This window comes from Kangiella marina (assembly GCF_039541235.1).
Classification (GTDB): Bacteria; Pseudomonadota; Gammaproteobacteria; order Enterobacterales; family Kangiellaceae; genus Kangiella; species Kangiella marina.
This window is the reverse complement of the sequence record NZ_BAABFV010000001.1, coordinates 750,494-770,859: the sequence shown is the minus strand read 5'-3', so window position 1 is coordinate 770,859 and position 20,366 is coordinate 750,494. Positions and strand designations below refer to the sequence as shown.

20 protein-coding genes are annotated in these 20,366 nt (G+C 44.9%); 9 read left to right on the top strand and 11 right to left on the bottom strand.

Annotated elements, in window-relative coordinates:
- Positions 1-3: 3 nt before the first annotated feature.
- The 5 genes from ABD943_RS03330 to ABD943_RS03310 are packed head-to-tail and all read right to left on the bottom strand — an operon-like array spanning position 4 to position 5,277.
- A complete protein-coding gene (locus tag ABD943_RS03330; protein WP_345291762.1) occupies positions 4-1,767 on the bottom strand; it encodes a vWA domain-containing protein in 1,764 nt (587 codons plus the stop codon).
- Positions 1,760-2,779 carry a vWA domain-containing protein gene (locus ABD943_RS03325; RefSeq protein ID WP_345291761.1) on the bottom strand — a complete coding sequence of 340 codons (1,020 nt, stop codon included), beginning with the start codon at positions 2,777-2,779 and terminating at the stop codon, positions 1,760-1,762. The genes ABD943_RS03330 and ABD943_RS03325 overlap by 8 nt, the downstream gene beginning before the upstream one ends.
- On the bottom strand, positions 2,772-3,308 hold the full coding sequence (locus ABD943_RS03320) for a DUF4381 domain-containing protein (RefSeq protein WP_345291760.1): 537 nt from the start codon (positions 3,306-3,308) through the stop codon (positions 2,772-2,774). The genes ABD943_RS03325 and ABD943_RS03320 overlap by 8 nt, the downstream gene beginning before the upstream one ends.
- A 2-nt stretch (positions 3,309-3,310) precedes the next feature.
- Entirely contained in the window at positions 3,311-4,300 is a 990-nt protein-coding gene (locus ABD943_RS03315) for a DUF58 domain-containing protein (RefSeq protein ID WP_345291759.1), read from the bottom strand.
- A gap of 17 nt (positions 4,301-4,317) precedes the next feature.
- Positions 4,318-5,277, bottom strand: a complete 960-nt coding sequence (locus ABD943_RS03310; RefSeq protein WP_345291758.1) for an AAA family ATPase — start codon at positions 5,275-5,277, stop codon at positions 4,318-4,320.
- 217 nt (positions 5,278-5,494) lie between these two features.
- Here ABD943_RS03310 and fadI point away from each other — a divergent pair, with 217 nt between their 5' ends.
- Positions 5,495-6,829: an acetyl-CoA C-acyltransferase FadI gene (gene fadI / locus ABD943_RS03305; RefSeq protein ID WP_345291757.1), complete on the top strand. Its 1,335-nt coding sequence runs from the start codon at positions 5,495-5,497 to the stop codon at positions 6,827-6,829.
- Positions 6,829-8,982 (top strand): fatty acid oxidation complex subunit alpha FadJ, encoded by a 2,154-nt coding sequence (fadJ, locus tag ABD943_RS03300; protein WP_345291756.1) that lies wholly within the window; start codon positions 6,829-6,831, stop codon positions 8,980-8,982. The genes fadI and fadJ overlap by 1 nt, the downstream gene beginning before the upstream one ends.
- 230 nt (positions 8,983-9,212) lie before the next feature.
- Here the strand turns inward: fadJ and ABD943_RS03295 are convergent, their stop codons facing one another.
- The 3 genes from ABD943_RS03295 to ABD943_RS03285 all read right to left on the bottom strand — a co-directional run bounded on the left by ABD943_RS03295 (position 9,213) and on the right by ABD943_RS03285 (position 10,873).
- The gene (locus tag ABD943_RS03295) at positions 9,213-9,371 is read right to left on the bottom strand and encodes a hypothetical protein (protein ID WP_345291755.1); all 159 of its coding nucleotides are present in this window, start codon (positions 9,369-9,371) and stop codon (positions 9,213-9,215) included.
- Between the two features lie 208 nt (positions 9,372-9,579).
- Positions 9,580-10,215 (bottom strand): hypothetical protein, encoded by a 636-nt coding sequence (locus ABD943_RS03290; protein WP_345291754.1) that lies wholly within the window; start codon positions 10,213-10,215, stop codon positions 9,580-9,582.
- A gap of 118 nt (positions 10,216-10,333) precedes the next feature.
- Entirely contained in the window at positions 10,334-10,873 is a 540-nt protein-coding gene (locus ABD943_RS03285) for a hypothetical protein (RefSeq protein WP_345291753.1), read from the bottom strand.
- A 141-nt stretch (positions 10,874-11,014) separates the two neighbouring features.
- Here ABD943_RS03285 and ABD943_RS03280 point away from each other — a divergent pair, with 141 nt between their 5' ends.
- From ABD943_RS03280 to pepE, 5 genes are all read left to right on the top strand, one after another.
- On the top strand, positions 11,015-11,932 hold the full coding sequence (locus tag ABD943_RS03280) for an AAA family ATPase (protein ID WP_345291752.1): 918 nt from the start codon (positions 11,015-11,017) through the stop codon (positions 11,930-11,932).
- A 119-nt stretch (positions 11,933-12,051) separates the two neighbouring features.
- Entirely contained in the window at positions 12,052-12,873 is an 822-nt protein-coding gene (locus tag ABD943_RS03275; protein ID WP_345291751.1) for a DUF58 domain-containing protein, read from the top strand.
- Between the two features lie 14 nt (positions 12,874-12,887).
- The gene (locus tag ABD943_RS03270; protein WP_345291750.1) at positions 12,888-14,852 is read left to right on the top strand and encodes a transglutaminase TgpA family protein; all 1,965 of its coding nucleotides are present in this window, start codon (positions 12,888-12,890) and stop codon (positions 14,850-14,852) included.
- 79 nt (positions 14,853-14,931) lie between these two features.
- On the top strand, positions 14,932-15,567 hold the full coding sequence (locus tag ABD943_RS03265) for a MiaE family protein (protein ID WP_345291749.1): 636 nt from the start codon (positions 14,932-14,934) through the stop codon (positions 15,565-15,567).
- A gap of 22 nt (positions 15,568-15,589) precedes the next feature.
- Positions 15,590-16,303: a dipeptidase PepE gene (pepE, locus tag ABD943_RS03260; RefSeq protein ID WP_345291748.1), complete on the top strand. Its 714-nt coding sequence runs from the start codon at positions 15,590-15,592 to the stop codon at positions 16,301-16,303.
- Between the two features lie 65 nt (positions 16,304-16,368).
- Here pepE and ABD943_RS03255 read toward each other — a convergent pair whose 3' ends face one another.
- Together ABD943_RS03255 and ABD943_RS03250 are read right to left on the bottom strand one after the other, a co-directional pair.
- A complete protein-coding gene (locus ABD943_RS03255; protein ID WP_345291747.1) occupies positions 16,369-17,091 on the bottom strand; it encodes a UDP-2,3-diacylglucosamine diphosphatase in 723 nt (240 codons plus the stop codon).
- Positions 17,092-17,093: 2 nt separating this feature from the next.
- Positions 17,094-17,600, bottom strand: a complete 507-nt coding sequence (locus ABD943_RS03250; RefSeq protein ID WP_345291746.1) for a peptidylprolyl isomerase — start codon at positions 17,598-17,600, stop codon at positions 17,094-17,096.
- 153 nt (positions 17,601-17,753) lie between these two features.
- Here ABD943_RS03250 and cysS point away from each other — a divergent pair, with 153 nt between their 5' ends.
- Together cysS and ABD943_RS03240 are read left to right on the top strand one after the other, a co-directional pair.
- Positions 17,754-19,151, top strand: a complete 1,398-nt coding sequence (gene cysS / locus ABD943_RS03245) for a cysteine--tRNA ligase (protein ID WP_345291745.1) — start codon at positions 17,754-17,756, stop codon at positions 19,149-19,151.
- 39 nt (positions 19,152-19,190) lie between these two features.
- Positions 19,191-19,502: a hypothetical protein gene (locus ABD943_RS03240; RefSeq protein ID WP_345291744.1), complete on the top strand. Its 312-nt coding sequence runs from the start codon at positions 19,191-19,193 to the stop codon at positions 19,500-19,502.
- A 38-nt stretch (positions 19,503-19,540) separates the two neighbouring features.
- Here ABD943_RS03240 and ABD943_RS03235 read toward each other — a convergent pair whose 3' ends face one another.
- Complete coding sequence (locus ABD943_RS03235) at positions 19,541-20,275, bottom strand: helix-turn-helix domain-containing protein (RefSeq protein ID WP_345291743.1); 735 nt, start codon at positions 20,273-20,275, stop codon at positions 19,541-19,543.
- Positions 20,276-20,366 lie beyond the last annotated feature (91 nt).

Below are 20,366 nucleotides of genomic sequence, written 5' to 3'. Positions count from 1 at the left end.
TTATTACCAGTTTTCTTCAACATGTTGCTTATGGCCACGGCGTTGGTATTCACGGTACATTTTGCGTCTCAACAGACCTCCAGGATCATCGGATAGACGTTTAAGCCATTGCTCCATTTCTTGATCTTTTTCATCTTCTTTAAATTGCTCTTCAAGCTGCTCAGGAGTTAATCGCTGTTGTTCCTGTTCTTGCTGTTCTTGTGCCTGTTCATTTTGTTCCGACGACTCTTGCTCACTGTCTTGCTCAGAATTTTGCTGATTTTGTTGCTGAGACTGCTGATCTTGGTTTTGTTGCTCAGACTCTTGCTCCTGATTCTGGCCATTATCATTCTGCTGGTCTTGCTGCTGCTTCATTTGCTCAATGATACTTTTATTGTATTCAGCGTCCGCATGACTTGGGTTAATTTCAAGCGCTTTATTATAAGTGTCGATCGCCTGCTCGTAATCGCCATTAAGAGCCAATGAATTGGCTTTATTGTAGTAGTCATCAGCGGTAAGCGTTTCTGTGGGAAGCTTATTGAATAAGTTTTGCGCGGTATCAAAACTGCCCATACGATATGCCGATACGGCTTTCCAGCGTTGATCTTCAAAGGTGCTGTAAGCTTTAGCTGGCGACTTTTTATCGAGCAGTTTTTTGCCTTGTTGGTCCTTGTTTAGAAACAACTTCTCGACCGTGCCGATTTCTGCTTCAACTTTAGGCTTAGCCTCTGAGGCGGCATGTATCGGTGTGGAGACAATGCTTGCGAATGTGACGAAACATAAGCAACCGAGCAAGTTTCGATGTTTAAAGCTTAGAAGTGCTATCGGCAGTAATAAGAGTATTAGCCAGTAACCCAGATCAAACCAATCGTCAGCAAACTTGTTTTCCTGATCCGTACCGGTTGTCGGGATGCTGCTGGCTTGGGCCATTAATTGGACGTCTTGGTTGTCGACGGTGACGGGCGTCAGCAGGGCGTCAGTATTTTGCGCAAACTGTGTCAATAGTGAGTAATCAATTTGAGGTATAACAATATTGCCATTTCGATCTTTTAAAAAGCCTTCCTCGTCAGAGAGCTTAATCGGAGCACCATCTTCGCTGCCGATAGCCAAAATATTAAGTTGATAAGGAGTATCGTCCAACTGCTCGGTGATATCGTCGAGGCTCTCTTGGTCAGCGCCATCGGTGAACCATAAGATTTTTCCTTGAGCTAATCCGGTGTTGTCCAGCAAGTCGATAGCAAGTTCAAAACCTGACTCAGGACGGCTCCCTAGAACGGGCATGATTTTGGTCGATAAAGCGCCAAGAAGATTTTCAATAGTGTCTTTATCGCTGGTCAATGGGCTTAAAATAAAACCTTCACCAGCATAAACCACCAAGCCTGTTAACCCTTCATGATGCAGTTTCAGGTAATCTTTGATTTTGAATTTTGCGCGTTCTAGGCGGCTGGGCTTAATATCATCCGCATCCATCGACAGCGATAAGTCGAGCAGGATGACCTGAGTGGCTTTACTGGAGAAAACTGGCTGAGGTGTTTTCTTCCAAGTGGGGCCGGCTAAGGCAACGCTTGCGATAATCCAGAAGCTCAGCAGCATGATGGGTAAATACTTGAGTGCTCTAGCCTTGTCGGAACGAGGCATGATCCAATCCAGCAGGTGTTGATCAATGATGGCGCTCCATCCTTCTTGCTGGGTGCTTTGGTTTTGATACAGCCAGTACAGGATGATAGCTGGAACTATCAACAATAAAGCCCAAGGGCGAATAAAATGAAATAGACTCAAATCAGGCATTATGCAGCTCCTGTTGAGCGGTATTGGTTTTTCTGCGAGCAACTAGGACTCGCAGTAACACTTTGATAAAGCTTAGAGTGATAGCCATTAATAATGGGATAAAAAATAACGCTTTGCTGGGGCGATAATTTTGGTCCAGATCTTCAACGGGCTCTAACTCATCAAGCTTGGTGTATATCTGCTCAAGCTCTCGAGTGTTTTTGGCCCGAAAATATTGCCCACCTGTTTTTTCAGCAACCGCTTGAAGTGTTGCTTCGTCGAGTTCTTTCGATGGGTTGATCGTACGGTTACCAAAAAAGCTGTTACGAACCACCATTTTTTCGGCACCGACACCGATAGTGTAAATGGTAACCCCGGCATGCTCGGCGAGTTCAGCAGCTTGTAAAGGATTTAGAACGCCTGTGTTGTTCTGACCATCGGTTAATAGGATTAGCACGCGATTGTCAGCATTGCGATCTTTGAGTCGCTTGACGGCGAGACCAATACTGTCGCCAATCGCTGTTCTTGAGGAACCGGCTAAACCAATTTCGGTTTCATCCAGCATCAGTTGAACGGTTTTTAAATCAAATGTGAGTGGTGTTTGTAGGTAAGCTTGCTCGCCGAATAGAATCAAACCTAGGCGATCACCGTCACGGCGTTCAATAAACTCTTTCATCAAGGCTTTAACCGCAACTAAGCGATTCACTTGTTGATTACTGAGCATCATGTCCTCCATTTCCATGGAGCCTGAAATATCAATACTGACCATTAAATCGCGACCACTGCTCGGCAGTGCGACGGAGTCGCCGACCCACGTTGGGCGTGCAACTGCTATGATTAAGAGTAACCACAATAAAAAGTTATACCAAGGGAAGTGGCTTTTAATTTTCTTGCCTTGCTGGCGTTGCATTTTCCAATATAGAAATAAAGGGGCACGTAACGCTTGTTGGCGTTGCTTGCGCTCCTCGAGCCACCATATGAACAGAGGAAGCGGCAACAGTAACAATAACCACGGCCATTGGAACTCAAACATGAGCCGACTCCTCGGTGGATGACTGTGGGTAATGTTGTATTTGTTCGGGCAAGTCGGATGCCCAACCTATAACCTCGTTAATAATCAGGGCTTTATTCAGACTTTCGCTCGCTTCCACGGGCTTGTAGGGTAAGTCGACAACAGCATCTAAAGTGTCTTGGCTTAACTGCTGTTGATTGGTGCTTTGAAGCAAGCGTAACCACTCAGCTTGGCTCAAAGAGCTCACTAGCGCTTCATCGCCATAACACAGGCATAGTCGGCGCATGATATTGTGGCACTTGGCTAACCATCTGGGCTCATCACTGTTAGCTAGACTTTTGAGCTCGCTTGTCGCAAAGCGGACGTAGCGGTAGTGGTGCTTTTTGATTAAGGTTTTGATCAGCAATAAAACTAGAATAAGCACAACCAACCCAATAACGACCCACCAGCCAATAGCCAGCGGCCACCAGCTCACAGTTTCCGGCGTATGAATGTCTCGAAGTTGTTCGAGTAACTGGCTTTGGGCCGAGTTTAAAAACGTCATATTCATGGCTAAGCCCCAGCCTTTGCAAAAGCGATATTCGCCTGTATCGCCGGATCAAGTGATAAGTCGGTAATTGAATCGGCCGTGCTGCAAAGCGCAAAAGCTGACTGGGTCTGAGCGAACTCTTGGCGGATACGCGCGACTCTTTGTTCAAAATGATGTTGGTGACGTTGCATATCTCTTTGATTGCTGGCATCGATACGAATGTGGCGCAAACCATCGGTTAAGGTATATTGGCCCGGCCGTGGAATAGAAGCTTCCAGAGGGTCGGAAACCATGACGCCATATATATCGTTGTGCTGTGCTAAGTAGCTTAGATGTTGGTGGCAGTCATCATTAAGGTTCATAAAGTCACTGAAAATATAAATCAAACTACCGCCTTTGACTAAGTGGCGCAGTCGTAGCAGCATATCCTGTAGCGATTGCTGATTGACGTGATACGCATCAGCGTCGCTATAGATGGCTTCTAAGCGTTGATTGTGCAGCTCCATCAGGTGTTGCAACAAACGTAAACCATTTTGACGGCGATTTGAGGGCTTTAGCTCGATGTGCTCTTGGGCGGTGCTAAACAAACCTGCAACTCGGTTACCGCTATTAAAAGCTGCCCAAAATGCTCGTGCTGAATGTAAGCAGGCGAGGGTAGACTTGAAGCGGTTTCTTGAGCCAAAGAACATGGTGTCTTGTAAGTCCGCCACGATAAATACCGGGCGCTCACGTTCTTCTTGAAAAATCTTGGTGTGTACTTTGCCGGTACGGGCGGTCACGCGCCAATCAATGGTTCGAATATCATCCCCGGGTTGATACTGACGAACTTCAGCAAACTCCATGCCACGACCTTTGAACGGTGATAAGTGGCCACCGACAAGATGGGCGCGGGTTTTCTTATGCGGTAATGGGATAGACTCCTTGGCCCAATATTGACAAGCAATAAGTTGCTCCAAGCTCAGTTCAATACTGTGCTCACGTGCCTGTTTTGCAGTTACGTTATGCTCTGTCATGTAACACTAAGCTATCACTAAGGAGTGGGGACAAGTTCAATTAACTTGGCGATGACGTCGTTGGTGCTGACACCTTCGGCTTCAGCTTGGTAACTCAAAATGATGCGATGCCTTAATATTTCGCCGAGAATTTCTTGAATATCCGCTGGTGTGACATAGTCACGGTCATCCAGCCATGCTTGGGTACGAGCGCAGCGATCTAACGCAATGGTTGCACGCGGGCTGGCGCCATATTCAATGTAGTTGGTTAATTCACTCGCATGTTGCTCTGGAGCACGCGTGGCGATGATCAGCTGAATCAAATACTGCTCAACTTCTGGTGCCATGTGAACCGTTAGAACTTCTTTGCGTGCTTGGAATAAACTGTCTTGGCTTATGCTTAATTCGGTTGCAGCTCCGCCGGACAATGCCTCTTGACGATTAACCGCCAGTATTTGGGCCTCAGCATCATGGTTTGGGTAACCCACTTCAACATGCATTAGGAATCGATCCAGCTGCGCTTCCGGCAATGGATAGGTGCCTTCTTGCTCGATCGGGTTTTGAGTCGCCATGACTAAGAAAAACGGCGGTAACTCAAAACTTTCGCGGCCAACGGTAATTTGGCGCTCTGCCATCGCTTCTAGTAGCGCTGACTGCACTTTCGCTGGAGCACGGTTAATCTCATCCGCCAAAATTAAATTGTGGAATAGCGGGCCTTTCTGGAAGTGAAAGCTGCCATCCTGTGGGCGGTAAATTTCGGTACCGGTTAAGTCCGCAGGCAGGAGATCGGGGGTAAATTGCACGCGGTGGAAACTTCCTTCCATCGCGGTCGATAATTCTTTAATGGCACGAGTTTTAGCTAAGCCTGGGGCGCCTTCGACCAATATATGGCCATCGGCTAATAATGCGATGAGCATCTTATGGACAAGACTCTCTTGACCAATGATTCGTGATTTTAGGAATGTATCTAATGCTATAAATTGTTCTTTTATACTCATGTCTGCCTTGATGCACGAAAAAGTGTGTTCAATGTAAAGGATCTAGAAGATGTTTTGTATCAGAAAACCATAAAAAGTTGCAACTAATTGTTACCACATGAAGCTTTTATACACTGTTTGGCGAAATGGGTAAGATTTGGATTAAATTCAAACATGTGTTTGAAATATGGCAGTGTTTAGGTAGAATCAAGAATAGAATACTTTATCAGGAGTCATCATGAGCGAATCAAACGCTTCAAAAACAACGAAAAAGACAGCGCGAAGCAAGAAGGAAGATCGCGTTGCGATTGTTTCAGGGTTAAGAACACCGTTTGCTAAACAAGCTACTCATTTCAGAGGAATTAATGCGATTGAAATGGGAAAAATGGTGGTTAATGAACTCATCCAGAAGACAGAACTGGATCCAAAGCTGATTGAGCGCGTGGTTTTTGGACAAGTCGTGATCATGCCGGAAGCACCGAATATTGCTCGTGAGATTGTCTTAGGTACACCAATGAATGTGCATACGGATGCTTATTCCGTATCACGAGCATGTGCGACAAGCTTTCAAAGTGTTGCTAGCTTAGCCGAATCAATCATGGTTGGGGATGTATCGGTTGGTATCGCGGGTGGCGCTGACTCTTCTTCGGTCGTGCCGATTGGTGTCAGCAAGAAACTGTCTCTAGCGCTGGTTGATCTACAAAAAGCGAAAACAATGGGGCAAAAACTGTCCATTCTAAAAACACTTCGCCCTAAAGATTTAATGCCAGTACCACCGGCGATTAAAGAATACTCTACGGGTTTAACCATGGGGCAGAATGCTGAGCAGATGGCGCGTGATCGTGGGATTACTCGTCAAGAACAAGATGAGCTTGCGCATCGTTCACACACCTTAGCTGCACAAGCGTGGGAAGCGGGTAAATTGGATGATGAAGTGATGGCGGCTTACGTTGAGCCTTATACCAAGGAACCGTTGTTACGCGATAACGTGGTGCGCTATGACTCTACTTTAGAAGGGTATGCCAAATTACGTCCTGCTTTTGATAGAAAGTATGGCACCTTGACGGCAGCTAATTCAACACCGCTGAGCGATGGTGCGGCGGCTGTAGTCTTGATGAAAGAATCGCAGGCGAAAGCATTAGGTTATGAGCCTTTAGGCTACATTAAGAGTTATGCTTTTGCGGCCATTGAAGCGGATCATGACATGCTGATGGGACCTTCTTACGCAACGCCTAAAGCGTTGAAAAAAGCGAAGCTGAAGCTGAGTGATTTGGATTTGATTGATATGCATGAGGCTTTTGCGGCACAAACCATCTCCAATATCCAAGCTTTTGGCTCAACACAGTTTGCCAAAGAAAAGCTCGGACAGCGTACCAAGATTGGTGACATCGATATGGATAAGTTTAACGTGTTGGGTGGTTCTATTGCTTACGGGCATCCATTTGCTGCCACTGGTTCAAGAATGATCACGCAGACATTACATGAGTTAAAACGCCGTGGTGGTGGTTTAGGTTTAACCACGGCATGTGCCGCTGGTGGTATTGGTGCAGCAATGATTTTGGAGGTTGAATAATGTCGGATAATACATTCTTTACACTGGAGCACTCAGACGACGGGATTGCTATCATTGCGATTGATCTTCCAGGAGAGTCACAAAACGTGCTCAAAATGGAGTTTATTGAAGAGTTAGAGCCAGTGATTGAGCAGATTAAAACGGATAGCTCAGTTAAAGGCTTAATCATTAAAAGCGGTAAGCCAGGAAGCTTTATTGCTGGAGCCGATATCACCATGTTCGGCAAGATGAACACAGCAGATGATGCTGAGCAACTATCAGCTCAAGGTCATCAGTTTTTTAATACCTTAGAAAAGCTGAATAAACCGGTTGTTGCTGCGATTCATGGTGCTTGCTTGGGTGGTGGTTTGGAGTTGGCCTTATGCTGCGGTGGCCGCGTTATTTCCGACAGCCCTAAAACAAAGCTCGGTTTACCGGAAGTCCAGTTGGGGGTTTTACCTGGCGGCGGCGGGACTCAGCGTTTGCCGAGACTGATTGGTATAGCGCCATCATTGGATATGATGTTGACCGGAAAGCAGCTGTTTCCTAAGCAGGCTAAGAAGCTTGGGTTAGTGGATGAGGTGGTGCCCGAAGCGAACTTGATGAAAGCGGCGCGCCAACGCATTGCTGATTTGCGTAAAGGTAAAGAAAAGAAGACCTCATTCGGTAGCTACTTTAGTGTTAAAGGCTTACAAAAGCTCGTTTTAGAGTCTAACCCTGTGGGCCGCAACATTATTTTTGATCAAGCTCGTAAAACCGTTGAGAAAAAGACCAAAGGCAATTACCCAGCACCGAAAAAGATTATCGAGTGTGTCGATAAGGGTATGTCTCAGGGAATGAAGGCCGGTTTGGCCATCGAGGCCCGTAATTTTGGGCAACTAGTCGTTTCACCTGAAGCTAAAGCACTGATCAGTGTTTTCTTTGCGACCACAGAGTTGAAAAAAGATAATGGTGTTGATTCTGATGCCGAAGCCGTTCCGTTGCGCAAAATAGGCGTTCTGGGCGGTGGCTTGATGGGCTCTGGCATAGCCTATGTGTCCGTCGATAAAGCGAAAAAACAAGTTCGTGTGAAAGACGTCAGTCCAGAGGGTGTGAACGGTGCCTTGAATTACTCTTGGAAGCTGATCGCTAAAAAGATGAAGAAGCGTATTGTCAGTGAGTCTGATGCTCGTCGCACCATGTCGCAGCTTACAGGAGCCGTAGACTATGCTGGCTTTAAAGATACCGATATGGTTATCGAAGCGGTATTCGAGGATATAGAGCTAAAGCACAAAATGGTCAAGGATGTGGAAGAGAACTGCTCTGATAAGACTATCTTCGCGACCAATACTTCTTCAATTCCAATCACCAAGATTGCCGAAGGGGCTAAAAAGCCGGAAAAAGTGGTTGGGCTGCATTATTTTTCTCCGGTCGAAAAAATGCCGCTGGTAGAAATTATTGCAACAGAAAAAACAGAAGACTGGGTTATCGCGACATGTGTTGAGCTTGCAAAACAGCAAGGCAAAACACCTATCGTGGTCAATGATGGCGCTGGTTTTTATGTTAACCGAATCTTGGCGCCATACATTAATGAAGCTGGTATTTTGCTCAATGAAGGGGGTGCCATTGAAAAGCTGGATAAAGCCATGGTACACGCCGGATTCCCGGTTGGACCTATTACCTTATTGGACGAAGTTGGTATAGATGTTGCGACCAAGGTAGCTCCTATCCTAGAAGATGCTTTTGGTGAGCGGATGTCGACACCTAAAGCTTTCGAAAAGTTAAAAGACGATGATCGCAAGGGTAAGAAAAATAAGCGTGGCTTCTATAAGTACGACGGTAAATCTAAAAGTAAAGAGGTCGATGAAAGCGTTTATGCCGTATTGGGGGTGAGCCCGGACAAGCATGTCGAAGGAAAAGAAATTGCTGAGCGTGGCATGTTACTGATGGCCAACGAAGCGGCACGTTGTTTGGATGAGGGAATCATTAGAAGTGCTAGAGATGGTGATATTGGTGCTATATTCGGTATTGGGTTCCCACCGTTTCAAGGAGGGCCATTCCGTTACATGGATAGCTTGGGTATTGACCATGTTGTGGCCAGACTTGAGCATTATCAAAAGCTTCATGGTGATCGGTTTGCACCAGCCGACATCTTAGTGAAAATGGAGAGTAATGGTGAGTCTTTCCACTCATAAATGAACTTGATACATTGAAAGCCCTAACTGCTTGGCATTAGGGCTTTTTTTCTGCCCATTTACATTTAAGCGGTCGGCGATGAGAGTCAGTGTTGGGAGTCAGTGTTGAGAGTGTCGGTGTTTAGGTTATTTAAGGTAAGAGAGTGGTATTGGGAGAAAACTTCCAGGCAAAAATAAAGGTGGTATAAAACCACCTTTGAATTATAACCTTTTAACTATAGGTAGAATGGTTATTCGAAAATTCTTTTTAATAGAGGCTTTGCTAAGATTGTCAGCACCAAAGCACCCAATAACTCTTTATTTTGTTGAACACTTTCTAGAATCATGGGCTGTTCGATTAAGAATTTTATGCCCACTACTCCAGCTATTACAGCAAGCACGTATTTCATGACTATTACCTTTCGCAATGGATTCGTTTAAGACTGTCTAAAATTTTAACAACATATAAAAAAGGTTCTGTGTCATAAGTCTCACAGAACCTTGATTTTGTGTGAACAAGTTTGCAAAAGGAGGATTTTGAGTGTCAGAAACGCTTACAGTCTTAAAATAACGTAAGTTTGTTCTTACTAACCCGGTAACCTTTTGTTTTTAATGCTATTAGAGGTTGAACCTAAAGTCAAACCCAGACGTTAATCCAGTGATTTCTTCTGAAACTTTGATCCCAAACGACCAGTTTTTTGACAAGTAATAACGTCCTTCTAGACCGTAAGTGGTTGAGGTAGAGTCTTCGTGAAGAGCTTCGTTAACATACTCAGAGTAGTCGTAGTCCTTATAGCCTGCAAAGACCTTATATTCCCAGCTGGTTGATAAGCGACCACGAAAGCCGGTATTCACCAAAAAGCCGTCTTCATCGTTACCATACGTGGACTGAGGGATGATTCCATCACCATCAAACTTTAAATAACCAGCCTCTAAGAAAAAGTCATCCGTACGAGAGGTCGGGACGTGAAAGCCAATGGCCATAGAGTACTCTGTAGCGGTTACGTCACCTTTAGAGTCTGCTGTCCATACATCGGCAGACTGAGATTGCAATGTGCTACGAACATACCAGGTGTCATCAAAAGCTAAGGAAAGGTTAAACTGGTAACCCGTTTTGTCTGATGTGCGCTCGCCTGCGCTGTGAAGGTAACCAAAGTCTATATAGTCATAACGGAGCTTGTCGCTAGCCTGAGCGGATAGCGTGAAAGCAATAGTGAGCGCCGTCGCTACAGCAAGTGTTATATGTTTTTTCATTATGTCGAAGTCGTTTTTCGTGTGTGAAATTTGAGCTTAGTGTACTACAAAGCTATGAGGTGAGAAATGTTCAAGGCATTAAAAAGGCCGCTAGAAGCGGCCTTTCGTGCTGCAGCGATTAGAAGCTGTAACGGAAGTTAGCACCAAAGTGGTTGTCTAGCTCGTCGTCATTACCAATCTCAACACCAACAGACATGTTACGGTTGAAGTGATAACGGCCTTCTAATATTAAGTCGGTAGACTCTAGAACGTCAGAGTACTGAGCATAACCACCAAGTTCAAAGTTTTGGCTTGCCATGCCGCGAAGACCTGCTAACGCGTTAAAACCTGAGTCATCAAAGCCACCGTCTGTGTCATAGTTTTCGTAACCAGCTTCAGCAACGAAATCGACAGCGTTGTTGATTGGCGTATGAAAACCAACGTTTAGGCGAATACGGTCAACATCAATGTCGAAGTTGTCGGTTTCACCTTTGAATAGTTCGGCTTTACCGTACCAGTTTTGGTTGAAAGACATTGAGCCTTCAAACTCTAGACCATCAAAGTTGTCGTCATAATCCTGAATACCACCTTGTAGATAGTCATAGCTCACGCCATTTGCCATTACAAGACCTGAAGATAGTGCGATACTTGTTGCTATGAATAATTTTTTAAGTGACATTGTCGTCTCCTCATAAATTTATTGTTAAATAATGCAAGTGTATTATGGTTTTAGTAAACTGAATTCTGACTGAATTAAACTTTAATTGCTCTATCTTAATGAGAAGCCATTCACAAAACCTTCCATAAACTAAGGAAAACTATGAATTCTCCTATTTTACCGGTGCTAGAACAGCTCAATAAAGTGGTGTTAGGCAAGCCGTTTCAAGTAAAGCTTGCGGTTGTTTGCCTGTTAGCAAAAGGCCACTTGTTGATTGAGGACTTACCCGGAATGGGTAAAACCACGCTTGGACAAGCCATGGCCAAAGTGTTTGGTTTGGACTTTCAGAGAATTCAATTCACCAGTGATATACTTCCAGCAGATATTGTTGGAGCCAATATTTTTGATCGTGAAAAGTCCGCATTTGAGTTTCACCCGGGGCCAGTTTTTTCACAGCTGGTTCTAGCTGACGAAATTAATAGGGCGACTCCGAAAGCGCAGAGTGCTTTGCTTGAAGCAATGGAGGAGCAACAAGTAACGGTAGAGGGGAATACCTACGAGTTGCCAAATCCATTCTTTGTCATAGCAACACAGAACCCGACGCATCAAATCGGAACCTACCCATTACCCGAATCTCAGCTTGATCGGTTCTTATTTAAAATCAATTTAGGTTACCCAGACCCTGAGTTAGAAAAAGTTTTATTGAAGGGTGAGTCGGGTCGAACGAAAATGGCGACGCTGGAATCGCTGCTGGATTTAGAGACACTGAAAAAATTACAACAACAGGTTTCTGAATTAACCGTAACAGAGCACTTGTTGCAGTACGTTATGGACTTAATTCAAGTCACTCGACAAAGCCCTGATTTTGCTCATGGACTTTCTCCACGAGCGGGCTTAGCGATTGTTAGTGCTGCTAAAGCTTGGGCTTTTGTCGATGGTCGCGACTATGTCCTACCAGAAGATATTCAACAGGTCTTCGTTGCTTCAGCGCGTCATCGTTTGCAATCCATTAAAACGTCTTCTGCCTCTACCATTGAACTGATTAAAGAGTTGATGGACGACGTGGCAGTTCCTGCTTGATGGTTACATGGGTTAAGCAAAAATTCTTTGCATGGGTAGATAAGCGCTCCCCAAGGCAAACGTTGACACCTCTAAAGCAAAACAACATTTATATTTTGCCGACGAGGTATGGTTGGTTAATGCTTGGAATACTTGTATTAATTTTAATTGCCTCGACCAATTACCAAAACAATATGGGGTTTATGACGGGCTTTATTTTGCTCGCTGTCGGCTTTTTATCGGTTTTTTATACTTTTCGTAATCTCAAAGGAATTGAGGTGCGCTGTCAAAAGTCAGGGGCCGTCTTTGCTACACAGGACGCAGTGGTTCGGGTGCAGCTGGTCAACAACACTAAAAGTCAACGCTTAGGAGTGGGGGTCGGGCTAGCGAAGAAGAGTGTCATTTATCTTGATGTTGACGAGCAGGCTAAATCTGAAGGGGTGATATATTTGTCTACGGAGCGCAGAGGGTTGCTAGATGTGCCTCGTATTGCTTGCACAACCATGTTCCCTTTCGGCATCTTTGAAGCCTGGTCCTGGGTTAGGACGCCTTACCAAATATTGGTCTACCCTAAACCGTTGCCTTGCCCAGAGCCTTTAATCGCTTCGAGCTCAGGCATAGAAGAGGGGCAAACTCGAGAAAAGGGTAGTGAAGACTTTCAGAGCTTGAGAGATTATCAAGCTGGAGATCCGATAAAACAGGTGATGTGGAAAGCTTATGCTCGGGAGCGGGGGCTTTATAGTAAAGAGTTTGAGGATTATGTGGGTGAACATCATACGTTAACTTGGGACAGTGTCGCTCATTATGACAAGGAGCTTGCGATTTCTTATCTAACGGATGCGGTGCTAGCTGCGGAAGATAGCCAGAATGTCTATGGGCTTGAGTTACCGCAACAAACCATTGCTAAAGGGCAGGGTGCTGAGCATTTGCACTCTTGCTTAAAAGCGTTAGCCTTGATGTGATGGGGTGATTTAATATGAATGTCAAAGAGCTTCCGATCACCCGCCCAGGCATTGTTCCTCTCTTGGTCCTTGTTCAGGCGGTTGTGTTACTCCCTTTGTGGTTTTATATCCCGGCTTGGATCAGCGCAGTCACCATCGCTTTACTACTGGGCAAATACTTTATGCATCGGCATGGTGCTAAAGCGCCGCGTTGGATACTGTTAATCGTCGTATTGTTATGTGTTGGCGGTGTTTTTTGGCAATTTAAAACGTTAAATGGGCGCGATGCAGGTATTGGCCTGATTACACTGATGTACGCATTTAAGTTGTTAGAAGCCAGAAGCTATCGTGATGCATCCCTCATTTTATTTATCTCTTTCTTTATCGTAGTAACAGCTTTTTTCTACAGCGAAGCCATATGGATGGGGTTGTACCTACTAGCGGCCATCTTAATGATTTTGTTAGGTTTAGTGGCGTTAAATAGCCCCAAGGGCGTCGAGGGGGTTGGACGCATTGGGAAAATTTCAGGAGTAACTTTGTTACAGGCCATACCGATTATGGTGCTGTTGTTCCTCTTTTTCCCCAGAAGCTCTGCACCCTTGTGGTCAATGCCGAGCGATACCCAAGCCGGTAGCGGTATTGATGACACTATGAACCCGGGTAGTATTGGAGCGCTACGAACGTTTGATGATATTGCTTTTAGGGTGGACTTTGAGGGTGACGTTCCACCGCGCTCTGAAATGTATTGGCGCGGCTTAGTGCTCTCAGAGTTTGATGGGTTCACTTGGTTTAAAGAGCAGCACAGTCCAATAAGGCAAGAGTTAGAGTTACCTATGACTCCAACCTACGAGTATCGTATTCAGATGGAGCCCAACAATCGTAACTGGATTTTTGGTTTAGAAGATCTTGCCGAAGCTCCTAATGGCGCTTATTTGTTTAGTGACTTTACTTGGAATCGACGGCGCCAAACGACGCAGCGATTTATTTACTCTGCACAAGCGTATGAGATTGACTTTAGTCAAAGGCCACTGACTGAGTTTCAATTAAACCGTTATTTACAGCTTCCCGATAATAGTAACGAAGATACGCGTGAGTGGTCAGTGGAGCAGCGACAAAACCATCAAACTGATGAAGGCTTTATTCGATGGGTGTTGTCGTATATTCACCAGGGTCAATTTTATTACACCTTGACCCCCCCTGTTATTGAGGTTGATTCGGTTGATGGTTTTTGGCTGGACTCTAAACAGGGGTATTGTGAGCATTACGCTGGGGCTTTTGTTTATATCATGCGTGCGGCAGGTATTCCTGCGAGAGTCGTGACGGGGTATCAGGGGGCTGAGTATAACCCCTACGGTGATTATTACATTGTTAGGCAGTCGGATGCTCATGCTTGGACAGAAGTTTGGCTTGAAGGAGAGGGATGGCGCAGAATTGACCCCACTGCAGCGATTCATCCCTCTAGAGTGGAAGAGGATCTAAGAAGCGACGCCAGTTCTCGTGATGGCTGGATGGAAGAGTTTGGTTCTGATACCGGGTTTGAAGCGCCACAAGGCTTCTTGAACAATCTCGCACTGCGCTGGGACGCGTTGCAAAGTTTCTGGAGTGAAACTGTAATGGGGTATAGCCGTGACATGCAGTTTGGCTGGTTGCGAAAGCTAGGAATTGAACGCCATCAGTATCGCTATCTAGGGTACGGTTTGCTAGCGACAATCTTGTTGGCAGGCTTTATCTTTGGGTATCTAGTGCTGAGAAGCACTCAGCGGTTAGAGCCTGTAACCAAGTACTATTTGTTATTGCTTAAAAAACTGCGTGACCATGGTATTGACTGTGATCGAACCATGGGGCCAAGGGATGTTTTGCAGTTGACGCGTGCCACTTCTCAGAAAGTGTACTCGAGAGCTGCGCCAGCACTCAAAACCTACATTGCTATGCGTTATCAGAACGAGCAGCTAGACAGTGAGGCTGTGAAGCGCTTTAGGCAACAAGTATCTCGGGTTTAGCGCCAACTGACATCCGCCGGATGAGTCGTTATAATGTGCGCCATTCAATGAGTGGCCCTGATACAAGCTGGTACTATTTATGGCAGATACAATGACGGAGAAAGCCGTCGATATCACTCCTATTCAGCAATTTCTCTATTGCCGAACGCCCGATGCATGGCTTGAATATGCACTGTCGGATTTAGAAACCTTACTTATCGACCATGCGCACTGTGAGAAAAAAGCTGCCGCCACAGCCGTTAAGCTCATGTTCCGCTACCCGGAGCACATAGATTTACTTAAAAAGTTATCACAATTGATTCGAGAAGAAGTGCTGCATTTTGAGCAAGTCTTAGAGTTTATTGAGCAGCAGAATATTAAATATCGTGCAATTAAACCCTCACGTTATGCTGCAGGCTTGCATCAGTTTGCTTCAAAAGATGAACCTCAGCGATTAATCGATGGTTTAATTATTGGTGGCATTATTGAAGCTCGTTCTTGTGAGCGCTTTCATGCTTTAGTGCCGCACCTAAAAAGAGATTATCCTGAGCTTGCCAAATATTATCGCTTCTTGTTGAAGTCCGAGTCCCGCCATTTCATGGACTACATTGAGCTGGCAAAACAGTATTCAGAAGATCCCATTGATGAGCGGCTGGAGTTCTTTTTGCAAAAAGAGCAGGAACTTATCGAGTCAACGGATCCTTTGTTCCGCTTTCACTCGGGTGTCCCCGTATAAATTCAAAAGTTAAAGGTTTGTTATGGCTAATCAAAAACTGTTATTACTCAGCTCGTCTCGTGAAGGGCAGACTGACTATTTAGAGCATGCGTTACCACTCATTGATTCCTTTTTAGATAGCAGCATTAAAAAGGTGTTATTTATTCCTTATGCGGGCTTTGCGATGGGCTATGACGCCTATGAAGATAAGGTCAATAAGCCATTTAAAACCATTGGGAAAACGGTCGTGTCGATCCATCGGTTCGATGATCCGGTACAGGCAGTACAAGAAGCGGATGCCATAGCGATTGGTGGTGGAAATACGTTCCACCTTTTAAAAGCGCTGTATGACAATGAACTGATAGATGCCATCCGCAAGCGAGTCGGTGAAGGGGTGCCTTATATGGGCTGGAGCGCTGGCTCTAATGTAGCGGGGTTAACGATCTGCACGACCAATGATATGCCCATTGTTGAGCCACGCAGTTTTAAAGCTTTAGCTTTGGTTAATTTCCAGATTAATCCACACTACACCGACTATCAGCCGCCAAACCATAACGGTGAAACGCGCGCTGAGCGATTGTTCGAGTATGTTCGAGCTAATCCACATCGTTATGTGGTGGGAACGCGTGAAGGCACGGCTCTCCAGCTTAAGGATAATCGCTTGACCTTAATGGGTGATAAACCAGGGCTAGTCTTCCGAGATGGCGAGAAAACTCGTTCGATTCAATGCAACACTGACATAAGCTGGCTACTTTAGTTGCAATTATGACTTAAGTGGTTGGATTTGTTGAAAAACTCTTCCTTCAATAAAAAAGCCAGCGATTAGCTGGCTTTAAAGTAATGCTCTGACACCGAATCACCCTCAATCGTAAGATAGTGCCCTTGTTCGCCCCAGTCACTTAAAACAATTCGTTGACAGTGTTTACCATCGACTTCAATGTCATGAAAGTCTGGGCGGTGAGTATGACCATGAATTAAAACTTGGGCATTATTGTTTTGTAACACCTCTTCTACCGCCTGCGGGTGGACGTCAGTGATGGCGCTGGCTTTATTTTCTTGAGCCTGACGACTTTTGGCGCGTAAATCAGCGGCAATTCCGCGGCGTACTTCTAGCGGCTGCGATAATAACTGTTGTTGCCATTGTTCTGAGCGCACCATCTCACGAAACTGCATATATTCTTTATCGTCCCAGCACAGACTGTCGCCATGCATCATAATCGCTGGTTTGTCGCCGAGTTGGATAGGGTACACCTCAGGCAGTAATTCTCCACCGGTTTTATCTGCAAACTCCTGACCCAGTAGAAAGTCTCGATTTCCATGTTGGAAGTATAGTTGCTTACCGCTATCAGAATAGTTTTTGAATAAAGCGATGGTTGATTCAACAAAAGCTGAATCATCGTCGTCGCCAATCCAGCTTTCGTACAGGTCGCCAAGAACGTAAAGCTCACTGGACTGTGGCGCGATTTCTTGCATAAAATGCTCAAAGAGCGCCGTCAAATCTGGGTGCTCTTCGCAAAGGTGTAGGTCTGAAATTACTAACGTCATAATTAGCCGTTAATCTCAGCTTTCTCGATCAACACCGTTTCTTGAGGAACATCTTGGTGCATGCTGTAGCTACCTGTCGGCACCTCTTTAATTGCATTAACCACGTCCATCCCCTCAGTCACTTTACCAAATACGCAATAACCCCAGCCATTCATCGACTCATTCTTGAAGTTAAGAAAGTCGTTGTCATTGACGTTGATAAAAAATTGGCAAGACGCTGAATGAGGTTCCATCGTACGAGCCATCGCAACAGTGCCGACTTCGTTGCTTAAGCCGTTGTTTGCTTCGTTGGCGATGGATTCTTTGGTTTCTTTTTGCTCCATGTCTGCAGTAAAGCCACCGCCCTGTATCATGAAGTTAGGAATGACGCGGTGAAAAATCGTACCGTCATAATGACCATCTTCGACATAGCTTAAGAAATTCTTTACCGTTTCAGGTGCTTTGTCTTGATATAACTCAAGTGTGATGTCGCCGTGGTTAGTGGTGAATGTGACCGTAGGATTGCTCATGGGAATTTCCTCAAAATTAGTGTTTACGCTAGCCTCAGTGCTTGTAGCTGGTTACAATGCTAGGCTGTTTGGCGCATATGATACTAATTTTAGTATTAAATTGCGATTTTAGCGAAAAATAGTCGACATTAATAAGTCAAAAGAGAAGTGAGCATGTTACAGATTTTTAATAACTTAACCCGTCAAAAAGAACCCTTTAAGCCATTAGAAGAAGGCAAGGTGTCGATGTATGTGTGCGGAGTTACAACTTATGATCTGTGTCATATTGGACATGCGAGAACTTATTCCTCGTTTGATGTCATTAACCGCTACTTAAAATTTAAAGGTTATGATGTGACTTATGTCCGTAACATTACGGATATTGATGACAATATTATCAACCGTGCTAATGAAAATGGCGAAGCGTTTGATGAGTTAACGAAACGTTATATTGCCGAAATGTACACAGATTTCGATGCCATTGGTCTACAGCGTCCAGATATTGAGCCTCGTGCTACAGCCACCATGGCTGAAATCATCGAGATGAACCAAACCCTGATTGAAAAGGGTGCGGCGTACGCCACCGAAGACGGTGATGTGTATTTTCATGTCCCAGCCTACGATGACTATGGCAAGTTAAGCCGTCAGGATTTAACGCAATTGAATGCGGGCGAGCGTATTGATGTCCGTGACTCGAAAAAAGACCCCATGGACTTTGCCTTGTGGAAAGCATCTAAACCGAGCGAGCCTTCGTGGGACTCTCCGTGGGGTAAAGGTCGCCCAGGTTGGCACATCGAGTGTTCAGCCATGAGCAAAAAGTGCTTAGGTGAAACTTTTGATATTCACGGCGGCGGCTCGGACTTACAATTTCCACACCATGAAAACGAGATCGCCCAGTCGGAGTGCGCTAACGGTTGTACGTTTGCCAATACTTGGATTCACACGGGCATGGTGCAAGTGGATAAAGAAAAGATGTCAAAATCATTGGGCAACTTTTTCACCATCCGCGATGTATTGAAACAATACCGTGCGGAGTCGGTGCGTTATTTCTTAATGAGCGGCCATTACCGCAGTCAACTGAGTTATACCCAAGCGAACTTAGAGTCAGCAGACGCCAGCCTAGAGCGTTTATACACGGCACTGCGTGGCGTGGACCTATCTGCTGCGACCGATGCTTCTTATGACATCATGGATAAAGCACAAGCGGACTTCACTAAAGCTATGGACGATGACTTCAATGTACCAGAAGCTATGCCGGTACTGTTTGATTTGGCTAAAGAAGTAAATCGTCTGAAAGCCAATGATATGGCCAAAGCAGCAACCATTGCCGTTACATTAAAAGAACTTGCAGGTGTGTTGAGCCTACTGCAGCAAGATCCAGAAGAGTTTCTGAAGTCGGGCGCTAAAGATAGCGATGTGTCGGATGAGGATATCGATGCGCTAATCAAAGAACGCCTACAGGCACGCGCCGACAAAAACTGGGCACTTGCCGATAAAATCCGTGATCAACTTTCTGCACTCAACATTGAGCTTGAAGATGGTGCTGGCGGCACGAGTTGGCGTCGGAAATAGTAAGGAAGAGATTTTTTGGGTGGTAGTGTTAATATGAGGATGAAAGAGTTAGAAGGAGAAAATATTCTTGCGATAGAGTTACCGGCTGATGAAAGTTATTTAAAATTTGTAGTTTCAGCACCAGAAAGCTCAGAGTACTCTACTTTAAACGCTCGCTTCTTTAATAGTAATGGGCTTAAAGTTGAAGTGGAGTTTTTAACCCTTCATCTAAACTTGCTTTGGGATTCTGATGATAACTCAGTAACACTTGGCGAGTTTGAGTATGTTGACTTGGTGGATGGCGGCTATTTGATTTCAGGTGATTTCGGCCAAGTAATGGTACGCTGTAACTCGTGTTCTCCAAACATCTGATATTGCGTTAAATCTATGTGAGAAAGATATCAGGCTGACTACCGCCGTAAATCATTAAACACCGATAACTCCCAATTGCGTAACCCTACCACTAAACTGGTGCCTTTTTTGCTCTCCAATTTAACATTTTTGTCAGTTCTTAACTGTTGTCGGTAAGCGGTGCCAAGTTCTTCTATTAAGCCTTGTATTTTCTTATTGGATTTATTGCTCAGCATGCCTGATATAAAGAGGATTTTCTCTGTGGGCTGATCAAAGCGTGAATTAAAGAATTCGCTTTGGATATGCTCCGCGAAGAATTGACGAACAGGACCGTCAGTTTGCCATTTAAAGTGTGGGCTAACGCGCTTTCGAATACGGTTGCTGGGTAAGAGTTCGATAAAGTCTACACGATCGAGTTTAGCTAAATACTGAATCAATTGATGTTCAGTGAACTGGTACTTGTCGAGCATTTCCTCAAAGGTCCAGTCGGACAAACACAACTGAGCGACCAATAACAGCCTGTAGTCTTTTATAAGTTCCTTTTCCTGAGCAAGAGTTAGCTCTGAAATCTTATGTTGTTGATTTTGTGCACTTTGCGCTAAATGCAGAATATCCATGTGAAGCAGGTTGCAAATCGTTTCTAAACGTTCCAAAGAAAGCTTATTTTGTGAAAACATACGCTTAACATTGGCTTCGCTCATGGAAAGGTGCTCAGCCAAGCCTTTGTAAGTAATGCTTTGGCTGCGCAGATGTTGCTTCAAGGTTTCCATCAGCTGACTGGTTTGTTGACTCATCCCGACTCCGTAAGAGCGCTAAAAGTATAGTTATTTGATACTTTACAGTTAGTTTTAAGCAACTATAGCATATTTGGTGGCGCTTTTATCG

Bases quoted from the DNA above. Each gene is read 5' to 3' on its own strand.
- ABD943_RS03285 (WP_345291753.1), bottom strand. From the start codon at position 10,873: ATGTCACTTAAAAAATTATTCATAGCAACAAGTATCGCACTATCTTCA.
- ABD943_RS03255 (WP_345291747.1), bottom strand. From the start codon at position 17,091: ATGACGTTAGTAATTTCAGACCTACACCTTTGCGAAGAGCACCCAGAT.
- ABD943_RS03315 (WP_345291759.1), bottom strand. From the start codon at position 4,300: ATGACAGAGCATAACGTAACTGCAAAACAGGCACGTGAGCACAGTATT.
- fadJ (WP_345291756.1), top strand. From the start codon at position 6,829: ATGTCGGATAATACATTCTTTACACTGGAGCACTCAGACGACGGGATT.
- fadI (WP_345291757.1), top strand. From the start codon at position 5,495: ATGAGCGAATCAAACGCTTCAAAAACAACGAAAAAGACAGCGCGAAGC.
- ABD943_RS03325 (WP_345291761.1), bottom strand. From the start codon at position 2,779: ATGTTTGAGTTCCAATGGCCGTGGTTATTGTTACTGTTGCCGCTTCCT.
- pepE (WP_345291748.1), top strand. From the start codon at position 15,590: ATGGCTAATCAAAAACTGTTATTACTCAGCTCGTCTCGTGAAGGGCAG.
- ABD943_RS03240 (WP_345291744.1), top strand. From the start codon at position 19,191: ATGAAAGAGTTAGAAGGAGAAAATATTCTTGCGATAGAGTTACCGGCT.
- ABD943_RS03265 (WP_345291749.1), top strand. From the start codon at position 14,932: ATGGCAGATACAATGACGGAGAAAGCCGTCGATATCACTCCTATTCAG.
- ABD943_RS03320 (WP_345291760.1), bottom strand. From the start codon at position 3,308: ATGAATATGACGTTTTTAAACTCGGCCCAAAGCCAGTTACTCGAACAA.
- ABD943_RS03275 (WP_345291751.1), top strand. From the start codon at position 12,052: ATGCTTGGAATACTTGTATTAATTTTAATTGCCTCGACCAATTACCAA.
- ABD943_RS03250 (WP_345291746.1), bottom strand. From the start codon at position 17,600: ATGAGCAATCCTACGGTCACATTCACCACTAACCACGGCGACATCACA.
- ABD943_RS03295 (WP_345291755.1), bottom strand. From the start codon at position 9,371: ATGAAATACGTGCTTGCTGTAATAGCTGGAGTAGTGGGCATAAAATTC.
- ABD943_RS03290 (WP_345291754.1), bottom strand. From the start codon at position 10,215: ATGAAAAAACATATAACACTTGCTGTAGCGACGGCGCTCACTATTGCT.
- ABD943_RS03330 (WP_345291762.1), bottom strand. From the start codon at position 1,767: ATGCCTGATTTGAGTCTATTTCATTTTATTCGCCCTTGGGCTTTATTG.
- cysS (WP_345291745.1), top strand. From the start codon at position 17,754: ATGTTACAGATTTTTAATAACTTAACCCGTCAAAAAGAACCCTTTAAG.
- ABD943_RS03280 (WP_345291752.1), top strand. From the start codon at position 11,015: ATGAATTCTCCTATTTTACCGGTGCTAGAACAGCTCAATAAAGTGGTG.
- ABD943_RS03270 (WP_345291750.1), top strand. From the start codon at position 12,888: ATGAATGTCAAAGAGCTTCCGATCACCCGCCCAGGCATTGTTCCTCTC.
- ABD943_RS03310 (WP_345291758.1), bottom strand. From the start codon at position 5,277: ATGAGTATAAAAGAACAATTTATAGCATTAGATACATTCCTAAAATCA.
- ABD943_RS03235 (WP_345291743.1), bottom strand. From the start codon at position 20,275: ATGAGTCAACAAACCAGTCAGCTGATGGAAACCTTGAAGCAACATCTG.